The organism is Gelidibacter sp. (genome assembly GCF_035577925.1).
Lineage (GTDB): Bacteria > Bacteroidota > Bacteroidia > Flavobacteriales > Flavobacteriaceae > Gelidibacter.
In genome coordinates, this window is sequence record NZ_DATJCY010000024.1 from 1 (window position 1) to 23,047 (window position 23,047).

At 36.2% G+C, this 23,047-nt stretch carries 24 protein-coding genes and 1 pseudogene; 15 read left to right on the forward strand and 10 right to left on the reverse strand.

Features of this window, described 5'->3' with window-relative positions:
• Positions 1 to 4: 4 nt before the first annotated feature.
• Positions 5 to 67 carry a hypothetical protein gene (locus VNJ50_RS15640; RefSeq protein ID WP_414652842.1) on the forward strand — a complete coding sequence of 21 codons (63 nt, stop codon included), beginning with the start codon at positions 5 to 7 and terminating at the stop codon, positions 65 to 67.
• Between the two features lie 165 nt (positions 68 to 232).
• Here the strand turns inward: VNJ50_RS15640 and VNJ50_RS00595 are convergent, their stop codons facing one another.
• The 8 genes from VNJ50_RS00595 to VNJ50_RS00630 form a co-directional block, all read right to left on the reverse strand.
• Entirely contained in the window at positions 233 to 1,252 is a 1,020-nt protein-coding gene (locus VNJ50_RS00595) for an endonuclease/exonuclease/phosphatase family protein (protein ID WP_325578047.1), read from the reverse strand.
• A 5-nt stretch (positions 1,253 to 1,257) separates the two neighbouring features.
• Complete coding sequence (locus VNJ50_RS00600) at positions 1,258 to 2,130, reverse strand: rhomboid family intramembrane serine protease (RefSeq protein WP_325578049.1); 873 nt, start codon at positions 2,128 to 2,130, stop codon at positions 1,258 to 1,260.
• Positions 2,127 to 2,876, reverse strand: coding sequence for a rhomboid family intramembrane serine protease (locus tag VNJ50_RS00605; RefSeq protein ID WP_325578051.1), 750 nt, complete (start codon positions 2,874 to 2,876; stop codon positions 2,127 to 2,129). Before VNJ50_RS00605 ends, VNJ50_RS00600 begins: the two co-directional genes overlap by 4 nt.
• A gap of 28 nt (positions 2,877 to 2,904) precedes the next feature.
• The gene (mutL, locus tag VNJ50_RS00610; RefSeq protein ID WP_325578053.1) at positions 2,905 to 4,755 is read right to left on the reverse strand and encodes a DNA mismatch repair endonuclease MutL; all 1,851 of its coding nucleotides are present in this window, start codon (positions 4,753 to 4,755) and stop codon (positions 2,905 to 2,907) included.
• Positions 4,755 to 5,036 carry a riboflavin synthase subunit beta gene (locus VNJ50_RS00615; protein ID WP_325578055.1) on the reverse strand — a complete coding sequence of 94 codons (282 nt, stop codon included), beginning with the start codon at positions 5,034 to 5,036 and terminating at the stop codon, positions 4,755 to 4,757. The genes mutL and VNJ50_RS00615 overlap by 1 nt, the downstream gene beginning before the upstream one ends.
• Before the next feature lie 5 nt (positions 5,037 to 5,041).
• Entirely contained in the window at positions 5,042 to 5,251 is a 210-nt protein-coding gene (locus VNJ50_RS00620; protein ID WP_325578057.1) for a hypothetical protein, read from the reverse strand.
• A 179-nt stretch (positions 5,252 to 5,430) separates the two neighbouring features.
• Positions 5,431 to 5,916 (reverse strand): 6,7-dimethyl-8-ribityllumazine synthase, encoded by a 486-nt coding sequence (gene ribH / locus VNJ50_RS00625; protein WP_325578059.1) that lies wholly within the window; start codon positions 5,914 to 5,916, stop codon positions 5,431 to 5,433.
• 6 nt (positions 5,917 to 5,922) lie between these two features.
• The gene (locus tag VNJ50_RS00630) at positions 5,923 to 6,690 is read right to left on the reverse strand and encodes a tetratricopeptide repeat protein (RefSeq protein ID WP_325578060.1); all 768 of its coding nucleotides are present in this window, start codon (positions 6,688 to 6,690) and stop codon (positions 5,923 to 5,925) included.
• A gap of 131 nt (positions 6,691 to 6,821) precedes the next feature.
• Here VNJ50_RS00630 and recF point away from each other — a divergent pair, with 131 nt between their 5' ends.
• The 5 genes from recF (at position 6,822) to VNJ50_RS00655 (ending at position 10,591) form a co-directional block, all read left to right on the forward strand.
• Positions 6,822 to 7,901 (forward strand): DNA replication/repair protein RecF, encoded by a 1,080-nt coding sequence (gene recF / locus VNJ50_RS00635; protein ID WP_325578062.1) that lies wholly within the window; start codon positions 6,822 to 6,824, stop codon positions 7,899 to 7,901.
• A gap of 47 nt (positions 7,902 to 7,948) precedes the next feature.
• Positions 7,949 to 8,368, forward strand: coding sequence for a lipocalin family protein (locus VNJ50_RS00640; RefSeq protein WP_325578064.1), 420 nt, complete (start codon positions 7,949 to 7,951; stop codon positions 8,366 to 8,368).
• A 45-nt stretch (positions 8,369 to 8,413) separates the two neighbouring features.
• Positions 8,414 to 8,710 carry a DUF721 domain-containing protein gene (locus VNJ50_RS00645; RefSeq protein ID WP_325578066.1) on the forward strand — a complete coding sequence of 99 codons (297 nt, stop codon included), beginning with the start codon at positions 8,414 to 8,416 and terminating at the stop codon, positions 8,708 to 8,710.
• Between the two features lie 140 nt (positions 8,711 to 8,850).
• On the forward strand, positions 8,851 to 10,137 hold the full coding sequence (locus VNJ50_RS00650; RefSeq protein ID WP_325578067.1) for a hemolysin family protein: 1,287 nt from the start codon (positions 8,851 to 8,853) through the stop codon (positions 10,135 to 10,137).
• Positions 10,138 to 10,399: 262 nt separating this feature from the next.
• The gene (locus VNJ50_RS00655) at positions 10,400 to 10,591 is read left to right on the forward strand and encodes a cold-shock protein (protein WP_027125508.1); all 192 of its coding nucleotides are present in this window, start codon (positions 10,400 to 10,402) and stop codon (positions 10,589 to 10,591) included.
• A gap of 182 nt (positions 10,592 to 10,773) precedes the next feature.
• On the opposite strand, the gene VNJ50_RS00660 is transcribed toward VNJ50_RS00655, so the two are convergent.
• Positions 10,774 to 11,193, reverse strand: coding sequence for a nucleoside-diphosphate kinase (locus VNJ50_RS00660; protein WP_325578070.1), 420 nt, complete (start codon positions 11,191 to 11,193; stop codon positions 10,774 to 10,776).
• A gap of 175 nt (positions 11,194 to 11,368) precedes the next feature.
• Between VNJ50_RS00660 and VNJ50_RS00665 the strand changes: the two genes are divergently transcribed.
• The 4 genes from VNJ50_RS00665 to VNJ50_RS00680 all read left to right on the forward strand — a co-directional run bounded on the left by VNJ50_RS00665 (position 11,369) and on the right by VNJ50_RS00680 (position 16,015).
• The gene (locus VNJ50_RS00665) at positions 11,369 to 12,385 is read left to right on the forward strand and encodes a bifunctional oligoribonuclease/PAP phosphatase NrnA (protein WP_325578072.1); all 1,017 of its coding nucleotides are present in this window, start codon (positions 11,369 to 11,371) and stop codon (positions 12,383 to 12,385) included.
• A complete protein-coding gene (gene gldI / locus VNJ50_RS00670) occupies positions 12,382 to 12,930 on the forward strand; it encodes a gliding motility-associated peptidyl-prolyl isomerase GldI (RefSeq protein WP_325578074.1) in 549 nt (182 codons plus the stop codon). The genes VNJ50_RS00665 and gldI overlap by 4 nt, the downstream gene beginning before the upstream one ends.
• Positions 12,931 to 12,934: 4 nt before the next feature.
• A complete protein-coding gene (locus VNJ50_RS00675; RefSeq protein WP_325578076.1) occupies positions 12,935 to 14,098 on the forward strand; it encodes a peptidylprolyl isomerase in 1,164 nt (387 codons plus the stop codon).
• A 144-nt stretch (positions 14,099 to 14,242) separates the two neighbouring features.
• Positions 14,243 to 16,015 carry an AMP-dependent synthetase/ligase gene (locus VNJ50_RS00680; RefSeq protein WP_325578078.1) on the forward strand — a complete coding sequence of 591 codons (1,773 nt, stop codon included), beginning with the start codon at positions 14,243 to 14,245 and terminating at the stop codon, positions 16,013 to 16,015.
• A gap of 31 nt (positions 16,016 to 16,046) precedes the next feature.
• Here the strand turns inward: VNJ50_RS00680 and VNJ50_RS00685 are convergent, their stop codons facing one another.
• Positions 16,047 to 17,981, reverse strand: coding sequence for an LTA synthase family protein (locus tag VNJ50_RS00685; protein WP_325578080.1), 1,935 nt, complete (start codon positions 17,979 to 17,981; stop codon positions 16,047 to 16,049).
• Between the two features lie 185 nt (positions 17,982 to 18,166).
• On the opposite strand from VNJ50_RS00685, the gene VNJ50_RS00690 reads away from it, so the two are divergent.
• The 5 genes and pseudogenes from VNJ50_RS00690 to VNJ50_RS00710 form a co-directional block, all read left to right on the forward strand.
• Positions 18,167 to 18,616 (forward strand): MarR family winged helix-turn-helix transcriptional regulator, encoded by a 450-nt coding sequence (locus VNJ50_RS00690; protein WP_325578082.1) that lies wholly within the window; start codon positions 18,167 to 18,169, stop codon positions 18,614 to 18,616.
• Between the two features lie 8 nt (positions 18,617 to 18,624).
• Positions 18,625 to 21,018, forward strand: a complete 2,394-nt coding sequence (locus VNJ50_RS00695; protein ID WP_325578085.1) for a 3-hydroxyacyl-CoA dehydrogenase/enoyl-CoA hydratase family protein — start codon at positions 18,625 to 18,627, stop codon at positions 21,016 to 21,018.
• Positions 21,019 to 21,131: 113 nt separating this feature from the next.
• Positions 21,132 to 21,497, forward strand: a complete 366-nt coding sequence (locus VNJ50_RS00700) for a four helix bundle protein (RefSeq protein ID WP_325578087.1) — start codon at positions 21,132 to 21,134, stop codon at positions 21,495 to 21,497.
• 45 nt (positions 21,498 to 21,542) lie between these two features.
• The gene (locus tag VNJ50_RS00705) at positions 21,543 to 22,736 is read left to right on the forward strand and encodes an acetyl-CoA C-acyltransferase (protein ID WP_325578089.1); all 1,194 of its coding nucleotides are present in this window, start codon (positions 21,543 to 21,545) and stop codon (positions 22,734 to 22,736) included.
• A 112-nt stretch (positions 22,737 to 22,848) separates the two neighbouring features.
• Positions 22,849 to 23,047 (forward strand): annotated as a pseudogene (locus VNJ50_RS00710) (acyl-CoA dehydrogenase); the annotation flags it as partial.

Sequence of the window (23,047 nt, forward strand, 5' to 3'; positions counted from 1 at the left end):
CCGAATTTTAGGTCTAGGATTGGTCATTCATATACTGGCAGATAGTGTGGATTGTTTGATGATGTAGAAATCAAGAATATTAACTTGATCATCACACTTATTATTTCACAGAGCTTCACAGAATTTCACAGAATTCCACAAAGAAAAAAAAATATTTGTGTCTTAAAACTTCTGAATTCACAAAATATGCCCACTAAAAACTGGGATTGAGACTGAGACTGAAAATTGGAAACTACTTTACCTTCACCGTGCTCATAATCGGATAATGATCGGATAACTTGACATCAAAAGTCTTGAAGCTATTGATTTCAAAATGATGGTCCACCATAATATAATCAATCCGGATAGGGAAAAACTTAAAGTCAAACGATCGTCCAAAACCATTTCCTGCTACAACAAAAGCATCTTGCATATTATCCTTAATTTTTTTGTACGCATACGAAGAAGCTGTATTATTAAAATCTCCACAAACAATGGTTTTATAAGGACTTTTTAATTTGTGATCTAAAAATAATTCGGTCTGTGCTTGTTGCATAATAAAAGTTTTTCCCACGCGTTTAAACAGATTTTCTGAATTTTCCATTTTCAAAAAATCCATACTCATGTCAATTTTCAATGATTGCAAATGCACATTATAAATCCTAAGGGTATCTTTGTTTTTGACAACATCAACAAAAATGGCTTTGTTATTAGTGTTCGGAAAATTGATAAGTCCTTTATTGATAATGGGAAACTTAGAAAAAATGGCCTGTCCGTTTATAATTTTTCCACCAGAAAGCGATTCGTATTTGTAATAGCCTTTTAGCGCCAAGGTTTTATCAGGACGGTATTCTTGCATGCAGATGATATCTGGATTTTTTTCGGCAATGAAATGGCTTATTTCTTGTGTGGCATCAATATCAGGAATCCATTTAAATACATTAAATAAACGCACATTATAGTTCATGATCCCAATATTATCGGGATCTTCCAATTGTTTTGAACCAGAAAACTTATACAACGACGCTACATGCTGAAAACCAATCAGCAGAACAGTCAAAGACAATAACATTTGTTTTTTGACTTTTAAAAGCCAATATAAAAAAAATAACAGGTTAACAATGATCAGAAAAGGCATCGTTAGACTTAATACCGATAAAAAAGCGAAACGTTTCGGTTCTACAAAAGGCAAAACATAAGCCAACAAAAGCATAACTGCGGCTACGGAATTTAAAAAAAACACAAACTTATCAAACAGACGGAGTGTTTTCATTGCACCTAATCTTTAGCTTTAAATAAAAAAGCTTTTTCTTCTTCCGTCAGGCTTTCATAGCCACTTTTACTAATTTTGTCCAAGATCAGGTCAATTTGCTTTTGCTTATTAAACTCTCTAAACTCCGATTTAGTATGCCCTGCCACGGTATTTGTTTTTCGTTTATGTACCGTTCTTAATGGCGATTTTTGAGAAGGTTTAAAAACACTTACTATCCAATCCATTAATTTTTCAAATCCTTTGCCTATATCATGACCATTGGCCAACTGTTTTGCGTAATAATAGCCTAATGCCATTCCTCCCAAATGGGCAACGCTTCCGCCTTGGTTCATTCCAAAAAGTCCTATCACGTCAAAAACCACCATAGCCAATCCTAAGTGCCAAAGTTTTATGTTGACTACAAGCATCCGCACTTGGGTATTTGGCATATAAGCGCACAAAAATATCAAAAGCGCCCTGACACCAGCAGATGCACCAACTAAAGAGCCAACAGGTTTAAGAAAGTTCTCCGGAAGAACATTATAGACCATTAAAAAAAAGAGACCTCCGAAAATAATTCCCAAGAAGTAAATGTTCAGGGCAAGCTTTGGATCGAATAAATTCAATAGCATTCGTGACACATAATACAACACCAACATATTGAAGAACAAATGGAAAAAGCCATAATGCGTAAAACCATAAGTGATAATGCTCCAAGGTTTAAGGATAAAATCGGAGGCATCTTTTGGCAATTCCAACCAACCTAAACTATTACCCGATTTTATCACCAATGAAAGGAACAAACCTATAAAAAAAACAATCCCATTGATGACGATTATCTTTTCAAGGACGTTCAGCTCTTTCAGTTTGGCCTTTATATCTTGATTTAATCCTGTCATCTATCCCAACGGTTTTTGTTGAACTGCGTTTTTTTCCAGTACCATATCATCAAAAACCCGGTTAAAGCACCACCAATATGCGCGGCATAAGCGGTATTGCTCGGACTGAAAAACGATTGTCCTGTTATGGCCGAAATCAAATCGAGTGCAATAATTCCCGGTATAAAATATTTGGCTTTAATTGGAACAGGCAAAAAGATAAGCATCAATTTAGAATCAGGAAACAACATTCCAAAAGCCACCAAAACCCCCATAATAGCACCAGACGCCCCCACCATAGACGAATTAAAAATATAAAACATGGACTGTAATTGATCTCTTTGCGTTATATTGACACCTTCCATAACTTTTCCGGTGCTCATGGTATCATGAATTTGGGTAGATGTAAATCCTGCCGAAAGAATATCAGATTCTAAAGGTAAATACTGTAAATAATAAACTCCCAGCATCACAAAAGCGGCTCCTAACCCCGCCGAAATGTAAAAGAAAATAAATTTCCTGGCTCCAAACACTTGCTCAACAGCGGTTCCAAACATCCATAATGCAAACATGTTAAATGCAATATGCATAAAATTACCATGCATAAACATGTGGGTTAAAATTTGCCAAGGTTGAAAAAGATCATTTTTTGGAAAATGCAATGCAAACCAATTGTAAAAAACACCGTTTTGTATGGTAAGTGTGCCAATAAACATTAACACATTGATGATAAGCAAATGCTTAACCGTTTCTGTAATTCCCCTCATTTGTAATTAATCTTAACGTTAAATAAATTTACGTAAATTTTCTATCAACCTCATCGATTGACATGGTGATAAAAGTAGTTCGGTTTGATGGCGACACGGACGGCTCTTTGCATGCAAACAAACTGTTTACTAAATGTTCTTGTTCTAAATTTGTTAAAGACTGTCCTGTTTTTATGGCCAAACTTCGAGCCATGGATTTTGCCAACAAATCGGAAGCACTAAAATTACTGTCCGGAACTTCCTGCTCCACATCACTTATAAGTTGCTCCAAGATGATAGAAACTTCGCTATCAGGCACATTTATAGGAAGCCCGATAATTTCGACCAGTTCATCATCAATATTTGAAAACACAAATCCTGTTGCCTCCAAATCGTCTTTTAACTGTGTCAAAATGCTAAGTTCAGAACCTGTAAAATGCAATTGCAACGGAAATAATAACTGTTGGCTCACCGCTTCCTTAACAGTCATGCTTTTTAACAAACCTTCATATAATATACGTTGGTGTGCTCTATTTTGATCAATCATCAACATACCTGATTTTATGGTGCTAATGATGTATTTATTTTGAAATTGATACGTACTCTGCGTACTTTCAACATACAAACCACCATCAAACAACGATGTTTTTTCCGGTTCACTCTCAAATTCTATATGACTAAAATCCTGCTTATCGCGCGTACTTTTTGATTCTAAACCAACGTACAAACTCTCCCAACTTTCAGGAGTTGGCTTTCTGAAGGCCGGATTTTGGCGAGTTGCTATTTGCTCTTGCTTAAATGGATTATAATTTCGATCCACTTCAACCGTTGGTGTTGTTGCTCCTTTATCCTTGTAATCATAAGGCGTATCGAGATTAATATGATGATCAAAATCAAGAACTGGTGCAATATTAAATTGTCCCAAACTATGTTTTATGGATGATCTTAAAATGGCATAAAGCGTATATTCATCATCAAACTTAATTTCGGTTTTTGTAGGATGGATATTGATATCGATCGATTTTGGATCGACCGTTAAATTTAAAAAATAGATGGGTTGGTTGCCGTCTTTTATCAAACCTTCAAAAGCAGCATTCACCGCATGGTGGAGATACGCACTTTTGATAAATCGGTTATTGACAAAGAAAAACTGTTCAGACTTTGATTTTTTGGCAAATTCGGGTTTTCCTACAAATCCTGAAATGGTGAGCACTTCGGTAGATTCTTCAACAGGAACTAATTTTTCATTGGTTTTGGTTCCAAAAATATTAACGATTCTTTGTCGGTAATTACTTTCATGCAAGTTGAAAATCTCACTTCCGTTATGGTACATTGAAAATGCAATTTTTGGATGTGTGAGTGCTACCCTATGAAATTCGTCAATAATATGTCTCAGCTCAACCGTATTGGATTTTAAAAAATTACGACGTGCTGGGATATTAAAAAATAGGTGTTTTACAGCAATTGAAGTTCCCGTTGGCGTTACCGTAACTTCTTGGGTTTTTATTTCGCTGCCTTCAATAGCGATGAGCGTACCAAGTTCATCAACATCTTGTTTTGACTTCAATTCTACATGCGCAATGGCTGCAATACTAGCCAAAGCTTCACCTCTAAAACCTTTGGTATTTAAACTAAACAAATCATCGGCCGATCGGATTTTTGAAGTGGCATGCCGTTCAAAACTCAATCGTGCATCGGTGGCACTCATCCCCTTACCATTATCAATAACCTGCACAAGTGTTTTACCAGCATCTTTAACGATCAGTTTTATAACCGTTGCGTTGGCATCAATAGCATTTTCAAGCAGTTCCTTAACTACTGATGCAGGGCGTTGCACAACCTCTCCTGCCGCAATTTGGTTAGCAACATGATCTGGTAAAAGTTGAATAATATCTGACATTAGCCTTTTGGAAAGAAAATGGACAAATCAAAACCTATAATCAAAAGGAAAATAAAAACTAAAATCGCAACAATTATGAGCGTTCTTCTGTTGGCAGACGCATCGGGCGTGTTTTTATAATCGTCCCAAGCGTTTATAAATTTACCTTTTAGACCGACTTTTTCAATCGTTTTTCTGTGTTCATCAAATTTATGTTTGATTTCAAAAGGACTACCTTCTCCTTTATAAAAACGAGGGGTATAGTTATATTTTTTATTTTGACGTGTTTTAAAGATGCTCATAATATCTAAATTTCATAGGTACTCAAAACATACCAAATAGCAATTACCATACCTAAAACAATTAAGAAAACCAGCATTGGTGGCACTTTCTTTTTTCGTCGTGCCTTTTGGTTACGGGCAGATTCAAAATCAAAAGATTTGCCGTGATATTGTTCTTTGAGATGTCTTGGCGTGTAACTGAATCGTTTAGGTTGACGCTGATTAAATAAATTCACTGATGAACTCTTGGCTTTTATAAATCTCAAATGTACTCAAAAATACAAGGAAAAACGACTCTTAAAGTGCTAAAAAGTTGTTAACTGAAAGGATAAAGCACAAGATATCATGGTCAACGACCAATGACAGGAAACCGAATAGAGATTGATGATTGTATATTGATGACGAGCAAACGGAATCAAGCGTTTTGTCGTAACACCGCCATTTTGATAGCTGTGACTGCGGCCTCAACACCTTTATTACCGTGAATTCCACCCGAACGATCAATAGATTGTTGCATTACATCGTCAGTCAAAACACAGAAAATAACAGGCGTATCGTGAAGTACATTCAAATCTTTAATGCCTTGTGAAACAGCATCGCAAACAAAATCAAAATGTTTGGTTTCGCCCTGTATGACACAACCTATAGCAATAACTACATCAACATTGCGCTCTTGCATTTTTTTACTGCCATAGATAAGTTCATAACTTCCCGGAACATTCCAACTGGTAATATTTTTTGGGAGTGCACCATGCTTAATTAAGGTTTCAAATGCACCTTTAAACAGGTTGTCAGTTATATTGTTATTCCATTCTGAAACAACAATCCCAAACCGAAAGTCCTTCGCGTTTGGGATTGTGTTTTTATCGTAACTCGATAAATTTTGTTTTTTTGTTGCCATTGCTTTTTACAAACTTGCTTCTGCTTTTCCTATTAACGCTTCAATATTTGCTGATTCGCTAGATGTAGGATACTTTTCTTTGATCGTATTGAAATGCTCAAGCGCTTTTTTAGATTTATTCAAATTTAATGCTGTAGTACCCGCTTTAAACAAATACATTGGCGTTGTAAAGTTGTTATCGTTCATTTTGGCAGCTTGCTCATAATAACCCAAAGCATCCTCTGGCTGATTAAGCTGAACAAACGCATCACCAATTCTGCCTTTTGCAATAGGCCCCAACATTTTATCTTTTGTTGAAAACTTACCCAAATACTTTACTGCATTTTGGTAATCGTTCAAATTATAATAAGCCATTCCGGCATAATAGTTAGCTAAATTTGCTGCTGGCGTACCACTGTGCTCGCTAATAATATCCAACATGCCATATTTTCCACCACTTCCGTTCAAAGATAAAGTGTATAATGAATCTTTGGCAGTTACACCATTCAGCGCTTGTTCAAAATACTGTTGTGCACTATACATATCGTTCATGGCCTCACTAGATCTAGGCTCAAGAATAAACTTGTTGTATCCTAAATATCCCAAAACAACAATAGCAATAGCGGCAATACTACCAATAATAACTTTTTGGTTCTTCACAGCCCATTCTTCCGTTTTAGATGCCGTTTCGTCCAAGGTATTAAATACCTCAGCTGTTGTTGATTTTGCTTCTAACGCTTCCGTTACTTCTTCCTTTGTTTTCGGTTTATAACCTCTTTTCTTATAAGTTGCCATATAGTGATTATTAATGCGCCGCAAAATTATAATATTTATTGATAATTGAAAGGTAATTTTGTTATTTTTCAATAATTTGCGCCTCCTTTCAGTTTGTTTTAAAACAATCCTACTAAAAATCTAATTTTTACATGATTTTAAACGCACTTTCATTAATTAATTACAAGAATTTTGAACATCAAGACTTTACTTTCGACCAAAAAATCAATTGTTTTGTAGGTGCAAATGGCATCGGAAAAACCAACGTTTTAGATGCTATTTACCATTTATCCTTTGGCAAAAGTTATTTCAATCCTATTGCTTCACAAAACATTAAACATGGCGAATCTTTTTTTGTAATTGAAGGCATATTCGAGAAAGACAACCGCGAAGAAAAAATCTTGGTCTCTTTAAAAAAAGGCCAAAAAAAAGTCATTAAAAGAAATTCGAAAATTTATGAAAAATTCAGTGACCATATTGGTTTTATTCCATCGGTCATTATTTCGCCCGCCGATCGGGATTTGATACTTGAAGGAAGTGAAACCCGACGAAAATTTATAGATAGCGTGATTTCGCAAAGCGACAAAAATTACCTCAATCAACTCATCAATTACAATAAAATACTGCAACAGCGCAATGCATTATTAAAATATTTTGCGCTTAACAACACCTTTAATTCGCAAACCTTAGAAATTTACAACGACCAATTACACCAATACGGAACTGAAATTTTTACCATCAGAAAAGCTTTTTTAGAAACTTTTATTCCGATTTTTAAGGACCGTTACAATGCCATCAGCAATCACAACGAGCCTGTAGATTTAAGCTATAAAAGCGATTTGTTTGACGACGGATTGGATGTTTTATTAATGAACAGCATCAATAAAGATAAGGCTTTGCAATACACATCGGTTGGAATTCATAAAGACGATTTGGAATTTGAAATTGACAGTTTTCCAATTAAAAGATTTGGAAGTCAAGGCCAACAAAAATCATTTTTAATTGCCTTAAAACTGGCGCAATTTGACTTTATAAAACAACAAAACAAATTTTCGCCAATTTTGCTTTTAGATGATATTTTCGATAAATTAGATGAAAATCGCGTGGCGCAAATTCTTGAATTAGTTCACAACGATCATTTTGGCCAGCTTTTTATTAGCGACACGCACGCTGATCGTACCGAAAACATTATCAAACAAGTACATCAATCGTACAAAATATTTAAACTTTAAAACAGCAAAACTGCTATCATAATACCTTTAACCAAAAGCATTTATAAATGAAAAAAATAATTCTATATCTTGCCTTAACACTCGTCATGGCCTGTGCCAAAAATCCTGAAAGTTTTATTCCGCATCTCAATGGTTATTGGGAAATTGATGAAGTGACCTTAGCCGACGGTTCTAAACGCGATTACACTTATAATGATACGGTTGACTTTTTGAATATTACAGATAACTTAACGGGTTTTAGAAAAAAATTAAAACCTGGTTTTGATGGCAAATACACCACCTCTGACGATGCCGAATCTTTAGAATTAAAAATAGAAAATAAACAGTTGTATATTTACTACAAAACACCTTATGCGTCATGGAAAGAAACCGTTTTGAATGCCACAGATGACCAACTTTTAATCGTAAATGACCAAAATATTAAATACCTTTATAAGCGTTTTGAACCCATAAACATCGAGAAATAAATCTCAAAAAATTTAACTTCAAAAACACAATCAACCCCAAAAGAAATGGCAAAACGCACTAAAGACCAACTTACGATAAGTGAACTTCTCAAAGAATTTGTTGATACCAATAAACTTCAAAATGGTTTGGACAAAGTAAATGTCAGAGAAGCTTGGGAACAAATAATGGGCAACGGTGTCAATAATTATACGACCGCCATCCAGTTGGAACAAGGTACGCTATACGTACAACTCAGCTCTAGCGTGCTGCGTGAGGAACTCAGTTACGGAAAAGAAAAGATAATTAAAATATTAAATGAATCACTTGGTAAAGAAGTTGTTAAAAAACTGGTGCTTCGCTAAAAATTAATTTTATTTATGTGCATTGTGTTACTAATAAAAATCACGAATTTTGATACTGTGCGGAGAGCACATCTTTCTCACATCAATGTTGGATAACACTATAGCAGTGTGGACCTTAATAAATTTGAAAGCATCACTTCATGGAAATATTAATTATAATAGGTCTTGTATTGCTTAACGGGATATTTGCAATGTCGGAAATGTCATTGGTATCTTCCCGAAAATTCAAATTGGAAAACGCAAAAAAGAAAGGCATCAAAGGGGCAAAAGTAGCTTTGGAACTTTCAGAAAACCCAACTAAATTTTTATCGACCGTACAAATCGGAATTACCTTAATCGGTATTTTACTCGGTGTTTACAGTGGAGAAAACTTGACCTCAAAAGTTACTTTATTTTTAAGCCAATTTGAGGTTATAAAACCCTACGCATCAAATATTGCCACCGGCATCATTGTCGTATCCATCACCTATTTATCCATTGTGTTGGGCGAATTATTGCCAAAAAGATTAGGAATGACCTTTCCAGAACCCATTGCCATTCTTCTTGCAAAACCGATGAAGATTCTTTCGGCAATCACATCACCATTTGTGTGGTTACTGACAGCATCCAATGATATTTTAATAAAAATTCTGGGTATTAAAAACACTACGGGCGGTAATGTTTCTGAAGAAGAAATAAAATCCATCATTAAAGAAAGTGCCAAAGAAGGCGAAATACTAGATATTGAACATAATATCATGGAACGGGTTTTTGAATTGGGCGATAGGAAAGTCGATACGCTTTTTACGCACCGCAATGACATCGTTTTTTTTACCACATCGGATAGTTGGGAAGACATAAAATCGAAGATCAACCAAGAAAAACATTCGGCATATCCGGTAAGTAAAACCGATAATTTGGATGATATTCTCGGAATCGTTTTACTAAAAGATTTATTCACACCTTCAAATGACAAAAAATTCAATATTAAAGATTTTATCAAACAACCTATTTATTTTAACGAAAGCGTTTTGGCCTATAAGGTCTTAGAAATGTTTAAAAAAGAAAAAATGCACTATGGTATTGTTGTGGACGAATATGGAACCACACAAGGGATTGTAACCATGGATGACGTGGTGGACGCCCTTGTTGGTGAGTCTACTGAAAATGACCAACACGAATACCAATTGACACAACGGGATGAAAACTCATGGCTGGTAGATGGCCAGTATTCCATTATAGAATTCATCAAATATTTTGATCTTGATCTTGAAGAAAACTACCAATCCAGTTACACTACTGTTGCCGGCCTTATCATTTACAGCAAAAGTATTATGCCCGAAGTTGGTCAAAAAATAATGGTCGGAAATTATGAACTTGAAATTATAGACAAGGATGGCCAGCGTATTGATAAGATATTGGTGACAAGAAAAGATCAACCGTCCTAAAAAAGCTTTCTTACAACTTCAGTTTTTGAATTACAAAATTGAACTAAAAACATTATTTCCCTAATCGGTAAACGCAGCTAAACAGTTCTTAAAATGATCTTAAAATTTCAAAAACATCCATCTGCAATAGGTTGATTTAAAATGATGAAACAAAATTTAATTCAAAAAAATAATCAAAAATAAATATGTGCAAAATGTAATTCGTATTCCTTTTGGCACTATCTTTGTCCATTATATACAATTAATTTAATATTTTATTACAATGAGTAAAGGAACAGTAAAATTTTTCAACGATGCTAAAGGCTTCGGTTTTATCGTAGAAGAAGGAAACAACAAAGAACATTTTGTTCACATTTCAGGTTTAATTGACGAAATCCGTGAAGGTGACGAAGTTGAATTTGATCTTACAGAAGGAAAAAAAGGATTAAACGCGGTTAACGTAAAAGTTATCTAATATATAAGCTTTTTTAAAATGAAGAAGAGGCCCTGTAACATATGTTGCAGGGCTTTTTACTTCAATAGATTATCCAATAAAAAAGCCCTGAATTAATTATAATTCGGGCTTTAGGTTATTTATTTAAAATTTGAAGGCAGATGCTTAAAAATTAAAAAGCAAATAACCTTCAACTTTAAAATCTAGAACATGTCTCTTCCTGCAAAATGGAATGCACTTTCAATAGCAGCATTTTCATCGCTATCACTTCCATGAACGGCATTTTCTCCAATAGACGCTGCATACATTTTACGGATAGTTCCTTCAACGGCATCTGCAGGGTTTGTAGCACCAATTAAAGTTCTAAAATCTTCAACGGCATTCTCTTTTTCTAAAATGGCAGCTACAATCGGGCCACGCGTCATATATTCTACCAATTCTCCAAAAAATGGTCTTTCACTATGAATAGCATAAAACGCTTTGGCGTCTGCAGTAGTCATTTGTGTTAATTTTAATGCTACAATTCTAAAACCTGAAGCATTGATTTTCTCTAAAATTGCACCGATATGTCCTTTTTCGACAGCATCTGGCTTAAGCATTGTAAACGTTCTATTAGTTGCCATATTTAAAATTTAATTAATTCTGGTTTTTATTAATTTTTAGTATTTTTAATTTTCTAGCACAACCCTTTATCAACTATTCAGTTTTATGAAGGTGTTTTTAAATTTCGTGCAAAAGTACGGCATTTATCACTAAAAACCATATTATGGATATTAAAAAATTGTATCTTCGCAAGCTATGACCGAACAAGATATCAAAGAAATAGAGACACTCTTATCATCACCAAAACAGGTGGTTATTGTGCCACATAAAAATCCTGACGGTGACGCTATGGGCTCTTGCTTAGGACTATACCATTATCTTATAAAAAACAACCACCACGCTAAGGTGATTGCCCCAAATGATTATCCAGATTTTTTGAAGTGGCTGCCAGGCAATGCTGACGTTATCGTATATGAATCTGACAAAAATTCTGCGGAAAGCCTTATAGAAAATGCAGAAATAATCTTTACTCTAGATTTTAATGCACTGCATCGTGCGGGAGACATGGAAACGTTGTTGGAAAATTCAAAAGCCATAAAAATAATGATCGACCACCATCAACAGCCACACGACTATGCAACATATATTTATAGTGATGTGGCCATGAGTTCTACTTGCGAAATGGTTTATGATTTTATAGATTTACTTGGTGATGCCCCTACTATTGATGCCGCTATTGCAACCTCACTTTATGCAGGCATACTTACAGATACAGGTTCTTTCAGATTTCCGTCATCAACAAGCAAAACACATCGGGTAGCTGCCAATTTGATTGATAAAGGTGCTAATCATTCAGACATTTACAATTCTATTTACGACACCAATAGCTATGAACGCTTACAACTTTTGGGCGTGGCACTCAAAAACTTAAAGGTAATTCCCGAGTACCGTACGGCTTATATTACCTTATCACAGGACGAACTGAATGCTGCCAACTTTAAGAAAGGCGATACCGAAGGTTTTGTAAATTACGGCCTTTCCATCAAGAACATTGTTTTTGCGGCCATTTTTATTGAGCACAAACAAGAAGGTATTATAAAGATTTCGTTGCGGAGCGAAGGCGAGTTTTCGGTCAACGAATTTTCTCGTGAAAACTTCGACGGCGGTGGCCACACCAATGCTGCAGGTGGTAAAAGTGACCTCAGTTTAATAGATACGGTTGAAAAATTTATTAGTATATTGCCACGTTATAAAAACACCCTAAATCCATGACGAGAGCCTTTCTTATCATCTTAATATTAGCGTTTGGCGTTAGCGGCTGCAAGTCTCCGGAAGCCAGAAGGCCAATTTCAGAAAAATCTGGTTCGTTCATTAAAATTTCGGCAGAACGAAATAAAAAATTGAACGCCAAAGAAACCGATCAGATTCAACAAATCATTAAAAAAGACACCACCAAACACTATATCGCATCTGAAAGTGGCTTTTGGTATTACTACAATACAAAAGTTGAAAAAGACACCATAACTCCTTCCTTTGGAGATATTGTCAACTTTGATTATGATGTAAAAGACTTTAACGGCAATGAAATTTATTCCGATGAAGATATCCATCCACGGGATTATGCCATGGATCAGGAGGAAATATTTACAGGACTCAGAGAGGGCTTAAAACTAATGAAACCGGGTGAAACCGTGACATTTTTATTCCCTTCCCAAAAAGCTTATGGTTACTATGGTGATAAAAATAAAATTGGCACCAGCACACCAGTTATCTGCGAAGTAACCGTAAACTCAATAATTCAAACCAAAAAAGACTAAAACTATGCGAATTATCAGAAAGGCTCTTGGCCTCGTATTATTAATGTTCCTTGTAACGGCAACTGCGTGCAAGGATGAATATCCAGAATTAGAAGATGGATTATATGCCGAAATCATAACTAATAAAGGCACCATGGTACTCCGTTTGGAATATCAAAAAGCACCGATTACCGTGGCCAACTTTGTGTCATTAGCAGAAGGCACAAACACTTTGGCAGACAGCGTTTACCTTGGTAAAAAGTATTACAACGGACTTACTTTTCATCGAATTATAGATGAATTTATGATTCAAGGAGGTGACCCAACAGGCATTGGCAGTGGAAGTCCTGGATATAAATTCAACAATGAAATTTCAGACGATTTATTACACGATAAAGTAGGAACTTTGGCCATGGCCAATTCCGGTCCAAATACCAACGGAAGCCAGTTTTACATTACGGAAGTTCCAACACCTTTCCTGGATGGTTCGTACAACGTATTTGGTTATTTGGTTTTGGGCGAAGATGTATTACACACTTTGGCAGGCGTTGAAACCACTAAACCAGGTGACAAACCAGTGGATCCTGTTATTATGGAGCAAGTTAATATCATCAGAAAAGGAAAAGACGCCAAAAACTTTGACGCGCCAGTAGTTTTCAAAAATCATTTTGCTGACGTCGAAAAAGCCGAAAAAGAACGGTTGGCCAAAGAAGAAGAAGCACAAAAAATAAGAGATGAAAAAAGTAGTATAGCAGCCGCTGATATGAAACCTGCTCTAGAAACCTATGAAGGTAAAGCAACAACATTACCTTCTGGTCTAAAAATGTTTAACATCACCAAAGGCACTGGTGAAAAACCAAAATCAGGTAATACAGTAAAACTGAACTATGCTGGTTATTATACGGATGGACGTCTTTTTGATAGCAATATAAAAAGTGTCGAAGAGAAATATGGAACATATAATGCTGACAAAGATGCGGCTCAAATGTACAATCCGATGCCAATGCAAATTAGTCCGGATGCACCAATGATCCCCGGTTTTAAAGAAGCGGTGAATCATATGCAGGTTGGCGACAAATCATTTTTCTACTTACCTTCTCATTTGGCCTATGGCGAACGTGGTTTTAGAATGATTCCACCAAATACCGATTTGGTTTTCATCATTGAAATGATAGAAATCGAAAAGTAATTTACCACATAAACATTACTTTAAAAAGTTAATAAAGCCGTTCCATATTTGGGGCGGCTTTTTTGATGTGCTATTTTAAACAAGTCGGTATTTGAAAATCCTATTTAATTTCATACTTTGCAAGGACTAAACCCTATACAACTAATGGCAAACATCACCAGAATTTTTGATATTCCAAGACATCAATTAAAACACTACAATTTAAACAAAGCATTTACCACTAAATATAACGACCAGTGGCATTCTATTTCTACGGAAGAATATATAGAACAGGCCAATGCCATAAGCCGAGGACTGTTGCGTTTAGGCATTCAACCCAATGACAAAATAGCTGTAATTTCAACCAATAACCGAACGGAGTGGAATATTATGGATATTGGTATTTTACAGATTGGCGCACAAAACACACCTATTTATCCGACCATTTCGGCAGAAGATTATGAATACATTATTAATCATTCGGAATCTACATTTTGTTTTGTTTCGGATGGCGAAATTTTAGCTAAAGTCAATGCGATTAAAGCAAATACCAAACTCAAAGAGGTGTACACCTTTGATGACGTTGAAGGAGCTAAAAACTGGAAAGAGATTTTAGATTTGGGAAAAGATGATAGCAATCAACCCGAAGTTGAATCAAAAATGGCAGCTGTGAAACCGCATGATATGGCCACCTTAATTTACACTTCTGGCACCACAGGTAAACCTAAAGGCGTCATGTTATCTCATAACAATTTAGTATCTAATGTTATGGACAGTTTAAAACGGGTTCCTTTTGAAAATGGAAAGTCCAAGGCTTTAAGCTTTTTACCTGTTTGCCATGTTTTTGAGCGCATGATTTTATACTTATACCAATATTGTGGTGTAGAAATATATTTTGCCGAGTCCATTGAAAAGATGAGCGAAAACCTTGTAGAAATCAAACCAAACGTGATGACTGCAGTGCCTCGACTTTATGAAAAAGTATATGACAAAATAGTAGCCAAAGGAAGTGAACTAACCGGCATTAAAAAGAAACTGTTTTTTTGGGCTATTGAATTAGGCCTTAAATATGAACCTTATGGCGCTAATGGTTGGTGGTATGAAGCTCAACTTAAACTGGCCAGAAAACTCATTTTTAGCAAATGGAAAGAAGGACTGGGCGGCAATTTGGACATGATGGTTTCTGGAAGTGCCGCATTACAGCCTCGCTTGATGAGAACCTTTGCTGCCGCTGGCATGCCCATTATGGAAGGCTATGGATTAACCGAAACCTCCCCGGTAATTGCGGTAAATGATATGCGCAACGGTGGCTTTAGGATTGGCACGGTAGGACGTGTGATTGACAATGTAGATGTAAAAATTGCTGAAGATGGAGAAATCTTGGTGAAAGGCCCAAACATTATGTTAGGCTATTTCAAAGAACCTGAAACCACTAAAGAAGTCATGACCGGCGATTATTTTCATACGGGCGACATTGGCGAAATTGATGCCGACGGCTTTTTGAAAATTACCGATCGAAAAAAAGAAATGTTCAAAACTTCGGGAGGAAAATATGTGGCTCCTGCACTTATTGAAAATGAATTGAAACAATCGCGATTTATAGAACAGATCATGGTCATAGGAGAAGGCGAAAAAATGCCTGCGGCACTGATTCAGCCTAATTTTGAATTTATTAAAGAATGGATAAAACGCAAAGAAAAAAATGTCCCATTGGATAATGCATCCATTCAGAAATCAGACATTGTAATTGCCAGAATTCAGAAAGAAATTGATAAGGCCAATGCTCATTTTGGGAAATGGGAACAGATCAAAAAATTTGAATTGACACCAGATATTTGGTCCATTGAAGGTGGCCATTTAACGCCAACCTTGAAGATGAAACGTAAAATCATTAAAGAAAAATATAAGGATCTTATTGAAAAAATTTACAGACCATAAACAAAAAGAGCTTCAATTTGAAGCTCTTTTTTTATTTTTCCTTGCCTAGTTTCTTGTCCACAATACGTTCAAAATAATCTTCTAAAAATGCTTGGCACGCTATTTCAGTGGCTTCCATTTCGGGAGTTTTATTGGCGATCAAGTTATGTTCAAGGCTTTTATCATTAATATCATAAAAACCTGTGGCATTTTTACCATCAAACGTACAGATGTAATTGCCGCGCAACATGTGGTATTGCGCCGCATTATGGTTAATTGCAAAAGGCACCACCTCATCATCAGACAGCAAACTCCTACCCCAACTCCTAAACGGTTTATCATAACCTATCATATCCAATAAGGTTGGATAAATATCAATTTGTTGTGCCAAATCGGTATATGTCCCAACCAAACTTCCGTCAGACTTATAAAACATAATCGGGACGGCACGTCTATTAATTACCTTGTTGTAAACGTCATAATACACTTGGTTGGGATGATCGGCAGTAATGACGAAGATGGTATCATCAAACCAAGGTTCTTTTTTTGCAGCTTCAAAAAACTCTTTAAACGCATAATCGGTATAACCAACAGGTTGGTGCATGGCCACATGACCTTTTGGGAATTTATCCTTATATTTTTCTGGAATTTTGAAAGGTTCATGAGAAGACACCGTAAAAACCGTACTGAAAAAAGGCTGTTTTTTATTGTCAAGAGTCGATTTCATAAATTGTAAAAACGGCTCGTCCCATATACCCCAACTGCCATCAAAATCGTCGTCATTACCATATTCTTCCATACCATAATAATGATCAAAACCAAGGATATTGCTAAAACCCAAAAAACCCATCGATCCGTTTGGAGCACCATGAAAAAACGACGTATCATAATCCAAATCATTTAAAACCGAAACCAAACTCTGAATATCCTGATTAGAATAACTGGAAGATGTGAACGCATCCACAAAAGAAGGAATTCCAGCTAAAACCGAAGACATCCCGTGAATGGATTTGCTACCGTTAGCAAAAGAATTTGGAAAAACAAGACTGTGTTGCGCCAAAGAATCTAAAAACGGCGTGTAGCTCACGTAATTATCAATGCCCATATCTTTATTAAAAGCACCTATATATTCCCGACCCATACTTTCGGTAATGACCACAACAATATTTGGTTTTGTAGGAGGATTATTATGGTATTCCTTAATAGGTTTGATGTAGAATTGGATTTCTTCTTCAGATATATGATAATCTACTTTCTTAAAACTATTATTGTTAAAAGTTCGGATAAACGCAAAGGTCGTGTTCAAAACCAGATCGGCCTGCTCCATCTTTTTAACATGTTTACTGGCATCGACCAAATTAATCGGACGTGTGCTTTTTTTGAAATCGCCACCTCTAATTCCACCAACAATCAATGTTCCGATAATTACAAAACCAATTAATGACGATATATAATAGGCTTTGGTTGATAATTTCTGCTTCGCCGGTTGAAGTTTTACACGTTTATACAAATAAATCCAAAGGATGCTTACTACGATAAACAACAGATAAACGTCCCAATAACTAGTCATAAACCGAAAGAACATGGCTGTTTTATTGGCTTCATTCTCCAACACGTCCAAAACCGATAAGGTGGTACGTGCAAAATTGAATTTATAATAAATAAAATCAACAAAATTGAGTGCGTAAGCAATCAGGTTGGTAATAAAATAAACATAAAACAATAGTTTTCTATACCATAATGAAGTCGTTGCACGAAATGGCAAAATCGACAACACAATAAAAAGACCATTCACATATAATATAGCGGCTGTATCAAAAGCTAATCCGTAATACGACAGTTTAAAAAACTCGCCTATCGCATGGACTTCCAATACATCATGGTTATACAAAAAGAATAAAAACCTGGCGATAAAATAAAAGAAATAAGCTAAAAATAGACGGTAAATTAATACTAGATATTCCTGCTTTCTAAAGAACAACTTCATGTAAAAACAAATGTAATGTTAATAATGGCGCAAAAGTACAAATAACGTTCAAACCAATTTAAAATAGACGGTATTAATAGCAATTAACTGCAAATATTCCAACATAAAAAGTACTGATAAAAAATCAATAATTACTATGCATGCATAATAAATTTTTTGTATATTTGGAATTCTTATAAAGCACAATGAAAGATAAAACTATTGATTATGTTCTTAGAACCACTTGGTTAGCAGTAATAAAGATGTACAATGAGGAAGCTTCTAAATTTGACAGCACCATGGCGACTGGTTTTGCATTATTGAGTATTGACCCCGAAAAAGGAACGCCGTCAACATCCTTAGGTCCAAAAATGGGCATGGAAGCAACCAGTCTCTCAAGAACCTTAAAATCAATGGAAGCTCGTGGTTTAATTGAACGTCGGCCAAACCCTGAAGACGGTCGTGGTGTTCTTATTTTTTTGACCGATTTTGGCAAAAAGAAAAGAGCTTACTCCAGAGAAAAAGTACTAACGTTTAATGAAGCTATTCGCAAGAACGTTTCTGAAGAACAATTAAAAGGTTTTTATGAAGTTGCCGAAAAGATCAACCATCTGATTTCCAACAAAAATATATACAATCAAAAAGAAAATAGTTAATAATAATTATGAGCAAACGTAGAATAAAAAAAGTAGCTATTGTAGGCTCCGGAATTATGGGTAGCGGTATTGCATGTCATTTTGCCAATATTGGCGTTGACGTATTACTCCTTGATATTATTCCGAGAGAACTCAATGCTGCCGAAAAAGCTAAAGGACTGACTTTAGATGACAAGGCTGTTAGAAACAGAATTGTTAATGACTCATTGACTAACTCTTTAAAATCGAGGCCATCTCCTATTTATGACCAGGCTTTTAAAAGTAGAATAACCACGGGAAATCTTGAAGACGATATTGCAAAAGTCAAAGATGTGGATTGGATTATGGAAGTTGTTGTAGAACGACTGGATATTAAAAAACAAGTTTTTGAAAAACTTGAAAAATACCGGACACCAGGTACTTTGATTACTTCCAACACTTCCGGCATTCCTATTCATTTTATGAGTGAAGGCCGAAGTGAAGATTTTCAAAAGCACTTCTGTGGCACGCACTTTTTCAACCCTGCGCGCTATTTGAAATTGTTTGAAATTATTCCAGGTCCAAAAACATCGCAGGAGGTTTTAGATTTCTTGAATACTTACGGCGAAAAATTCTTAGGAAAAACCTCTGTTATTGCTAAAGATACGCCTGCATTTATAGGCAACCGTATCGGGATTTTTGGCATCCAAAGTCTTTTTCATCAAGTAAAAGCAATGGATTTAACCGTTGAAGAAGTCGATAAATTAACAGGTCCCGTCATTGGTCGCCCAAAATCGGCAACTTTTAGAACTGTGGATGTGGTTGGTTTGGATACTTTGGTGCATGTGGCCAATGGTATTTATGAAAACTGTCCAAATGATGAAGCTCATGAGCTTTTCAAACTACCTGATTTTATCAATACGATGGTAGAAAACAAATGGCTGGGCAGTAAAACCGGCCAAGGATTCTACAAAAAAGAAGGTAGCGATATCCGAACGCTCGATTTAAATACTCTTCAATATCGAGATAAAAAATCAGCACGGTTTGCCACTTTAGAATTGACTAAAACGGTGGATAAAGTGATTGATCGTTTTCCGATCTTAATTTCCGGAAAAGATAAAGCTGGTGAGTTTTACAGAAAAAACTTTGCCGAAATGTTTGCTTATGTTGCCAACAGAATTCCAGAAATCACGGACGATCTTTATAAAATAGATGATGCCATGAAAGCCGGTTTTGGCTGGGAACATGGGCCTTTCCAAATTTGGGATGCCGTAGGTGTCGAAAAAGGTATTGCGTTAATGAAAGCTGAAGGTTTAGAGCCAGCTGCTTGGGTCAATGAAATGATCGCTGCTGGAAGTAAATCGTTCTATACCATTAAAGATGGTAATACCTTCTATTATAATATTCCATCCAAAACACAAGAAAAAGTACCGGGACAAGATGCCTTTATCATTCTGGATAACATCCGTAAATCGAATGAGGTTTATAAAAACTCGGGCGTTGTTATCGAAGATTTGGGTGATGGTATTCTTAATGTCGAATTCCAATCTAAAATGAATACCATTGGTGGTGATGTGCTTGCCGGATTAAATAAAGCGATTGATCTTGCCGAAAAAGATTTCGCAGGATTAGTCATTGGTAATCAAGCGGCAAATTTTTCGGTTGGTGCCAATATCGGCATGATTTTTATGATGGCTGCCGAACAGGAATACGATGAATTGAATATGGCCATCAAATATTTCCAAGATACCATGATGCGCATGCGCTATTCGGCAATTCCAACAGTGGCTGCTCCTCACGGAATGGCACTTGGTGGTGGTTGCGAATTGTCTATGCACGCTGATAAAGTAGTGGCTGCAGCAGAAACCTACATCGGTCTTGTGGAATTTGGTGTTGGTGTGATTCCTGGAGGTGGCGGTTCCAAAGAAATGGCACTTCGTGCACAAGATACGTTCAGAAAAGGTGATGTGGAGTTGAACACGCTTCAAGAATACTTTTTAACGGTTGCGATGGCCAAAGTATCCACTTCAGCCTATGAAGCTTTTGATTTGGGCATTCTTCAAAAAGGAAAAGACGTGGTTGTGGTCAATAAAGACAGACAATTGGCAACAGCAAAAGCACATGCTAAGTTGATGGCCGATGCAGGTTACACCCAACCTATAAAACGCACCGACATCAAAGTTCTTGGAAAACAAGCTTTAGGAATGTTCTTGGTAGGAACCGATGCTATGGAAGACAGCAAATACATCAGTGATCACGACAAAAAAATAGCTAATAAATTAGCTTACGTGATGGCTGGAGGCGATTTGTCTGAACCAACTTTAGTAAATGAACAATATTTACTGGATTTAGAACGTGAAGCTTTCTTGTCACTTTGTACAGAACGTAAAACATTGGAAAGAATTCAACATATGTTGAAAACGGGGAAACCGCTTCGTAACTAGACAAATGACCTTTGGGACTTATGACGTAAGACTTCTTTATTTGTGAATTATAACTAATGTGTCTAAATCATAAGAACGATGTCGAAAAATAAATCATCATAAATTAAAAACCTATGGCGGCAAGACATAATTTTAGAAAACTATCGATATGGAAGGACAGTATTGAAATTGTAAAAGACACTTACACAACTACCGAAACCTTTCCGAAATCTGAATTATATTCTTTATCGAGTCAAATACAAAGATCTGCAGTCTCAATTCCTTCAAATATTGCCGAAGGAACTAGTAAAGGTACTGACAAACATTTTTTACAGTATTTAGAATCAGCTTTAGGCTCAGCATTCGAATGGGAAACGCAATTAATAATTTCATTTGAAATAGGATATATTTCAGAAGAAACTTTCCAACATCTAGAAAGAAAAATTCAAATTTTACAGGGAATGATTACAAGGTTTATGGAAAGCCTAAAAACGTCATAAGTCATAAGTCTTTTCGTCTTAAGTCAAAATAAAAAAACACATACAATGAACAAAACCGCATATATAGTAAAAGCATACAGAACCGCAGTTGGCAAAGCACCAAAAGGCGTGTTCCGTTTTAAAAGAGCTGATGAACTGGGTGCCGAGACCATTCAGTACATGATGAAAGATTTACCTAATCTTGATGTCAAACGCATTGATGATGTCATGGTTGGCAACGCAATGCCCGAAGGGTCACAAGGTCTTAATATGGCACGATTTATTTCTTTAATAGGATTAAATAGTGTGGATGTTCCTGGCGTTACGATCAATCGTTTTTGCTCGTCAGGGTTAGAAACTATTGCTATGGCAACGGCAAAAATCCAGGCCGGAATGGCCGATTGCATTATTGCCGGAGGTGCTGAAAGCATGAGTTCTGTCCCAATGACAGGATTTAAACCCGAACTGAATTATGACATCGTAAAATCAGGTCATGAGAATTACTATTGGGGCATGGGAAACACTGCTGAGGCGGTAGCCAACCAATTTAAAATCTCTCGTGAAGATCAAGATGAGTTTGCCTATCAATCACACATGAAGGCTTTAAGAGCACAGGCCGAAAACAGATTTGACGGTCAAATTGCCCCCATAACTGTGGACGAAACCTATTTGGATGCTAACGGAAAGAAAGCAAACCGATCGTATTCGGTTACCAAAGATGAAGGTCCAAGAGCAGGCACCAGTTTGGAAGCTTTGGCAAAGTTACGTCCTGTATTCGCAGCCAACGGAAGTGTTACCGCAGGAAACTCCTCACAAATGAGTGATGGTGCTGCCTTTGTAATGGTCATGAGCGAAAAGATGGTAAAAGAACTCAACTTAGAACCTATTGCCCGATTGGTAAGTTATGCCGCTGTTGGTGTTGAACCTCGTATTATGGGCATCGGTCCGGTAAAAGCCATTCCAAAGGCATTAGAACAAGCCGGTTTAAAACAAGATGATTTATCGCTTATTGAACTTAACGAAGCTTTTGCATCGCAATCGTTAGCCGTTATTAGAGAATTGAACCTCAATCAAGAAATTATCAACGTAAACGGTGGTGCCATTGCATTAGGCCATCCACTTGGCTGTACAGGAGCCAAACTCTCTGTGCAATTATTTAACGAAATGCGAAAACGCGATATGATCGGCAAATATGGTGCCGTTACGATGTGTGTTGGAACGGGTCAAGGTGCTTGTGGGATATTTGAGTTTCTTTCTTAATATAGAAAATAGATGTAAAGAGTCTAGATAATAGACTTTAAAAATCGATAATAATTTAACTAATACATACAGTCTAGAATCTAGTTTCTAACTGTCTAGAATCTAAAAAAACATGGAAACACAACAAGAAAACCAAATACTCCGAGGAGGTCAATTCCTCGTGAAGGAAACAAAATGCGAAGATGTCTTTACACCTGAAGATTTCAACGAAGAACAAAGAATGATGCGTGATTCAGTCATCGAATTCAATGATCGAGAAATTATTCCAAACAGAGATCGCTTTGAAGCCAAAGATTATGGATTAACCAAAG

Coding starts and splice junctions, on each gene's coding strand:
- VNJ50_RS00690 (WP_325578082.1), top strand. CDS start 18,167: ATGAAAGATAAAACTATTGATTATGTTCTTAGAACCACTTGGTTAGCA.
- VNJ50_RS00600 (WP_325578049.1), bottom strand. CDS start 2,130: ATGACAGGATTAAATCAAGATATAAAGGCCAAACTGAAAGAGCTGAAC.
- ribH (WP_325578059.1), bottom strand. CDS start 5,916: ATGGCAACAAAAAAACAAAATTTATCGAGTTACGATAAAAACACAATC.
- VNJ50_RS00655 (WP_027125508.1), top strand. CDS start 10,400: ATGAGTAAAGGAACAGTAAAATTTTTCAACGATGCTAAAGGCTTCGGT.
- mutL (WP_325578053.1), bottom strand. CDS start 4,755: ATGTCAGATATTATTCAACTTTTACCAGATCATGTTGCTAACCAAATT.
- VNJ50_RS00640 (WP_325578064.1), top strand. CDS start 7,949: ATGAAAAAAATAATTCTATATCTTGCCTTAACACTCGTCATGGCCTGT.
- VNJ50_RS00615 (WP_325578055.1), bottom strand. CDS start 5,036: ATGAGCATCTTTAAAACACGTCAAAATAAAAAATATAACTATACCCCT.
- VNJ50_RS00700 (WP_325578087.1), top strand. CDS start 21,132: ATGGCGGCAAGACATAATTTTAGAAAACTATCGATATGGAAGGACAGT.
- VNJ50_RS00680 (WP_325578078.1), top strand. CDS start 14,243: ATGGCAAACATCACCAGAATTTTTGATATTCCAAGACATCAATTAAAA.
- VNJ50_RS00695 (WP_325578085.1), top strand. CDS start 18,625: ATGAGCAAACGTAGAATAAAAAAAGTAGCTATTGTAGGCTCCGGAATT.
- VNJ50_RS00645 (WP_325578066.1), top strand. CDS start 8,414: ATGGCAAAACGCACTAAAGACCAACTTACGATAAGTGAACTTCTCAAA.
- VNJ50_RS00685 (WP_325578080.1), bottom strand. CDS start 17,981: ATGAAGTTGTTCTTTAGAAAGCAGGAATATCTAGTATTAATTTACCGT.
- VNJ50_RS00650 (WP_325578067.1), top strand. CDS start 8,851: ATGGAAATATTAATTATAATAGGTCTTGTATTGCTTAACGGGATATTT.
- VNJ50_RS00705 (WP_325578089.1), top strand. CDS start 21,543: ATGAACAAAACCGCATATATAGTAAAAGCATACAGAACCGCAGTTGGC.
- VNJ50_RS00605 (WP_325578051.1), bottom strand. CDS start 2,876: ATGAGGGGAATTACAGAAACGGTTAAGCATTTGCTTATCATCAATGTG.
- recF (WP_325578062.1), top strand. CDS start 6,822: ATGATTTTAAACGCACTTTCATTAATTAATTACAAGAATTTTGAACAT.
- VNJ50_RS00660 (WP_325578070.1), bottom strand. CDS start 11,193: ATGGCAACTAATAGAACGTTTACAATGCTTAAGCCAGATGCTGTCGAA.
- VNJ50_RS00675 (WP_325578076.1), top strand. CDS start 12,935: ATGCGAATTATCAGAAAGGCTCTTGGCCTCGTATTATTAATGTTCCTT.
- VNJ50_RS00630 (WP_325578060.1), bottom strand. CDS start 6,690: ATGGCAACTTATAAGAAAAGAGGTTATAAACCGAAAACAAAGGAAGAA.
- VNJ50_RS00665 (WP_325578072.1), top strand. CDS start 11,369: ATGACCGAACAAGATATCAAAGAAATAGAGACACTCTTATCATCACCA.
- gldI (WP_325578074.1), top strand. CDS start 12,382: ATGACGAGAGCCTTTCTTATCATCTTAATATTAGCGTTTGGCGTTAGC.
- VNJ50_RS00595 (WP_325578047.1), bottom strand. CDS start 1,252: ATGAAAACACTCCGTCTGTTTGATAAGTTTGTGTTTTTTTTAAATTCC.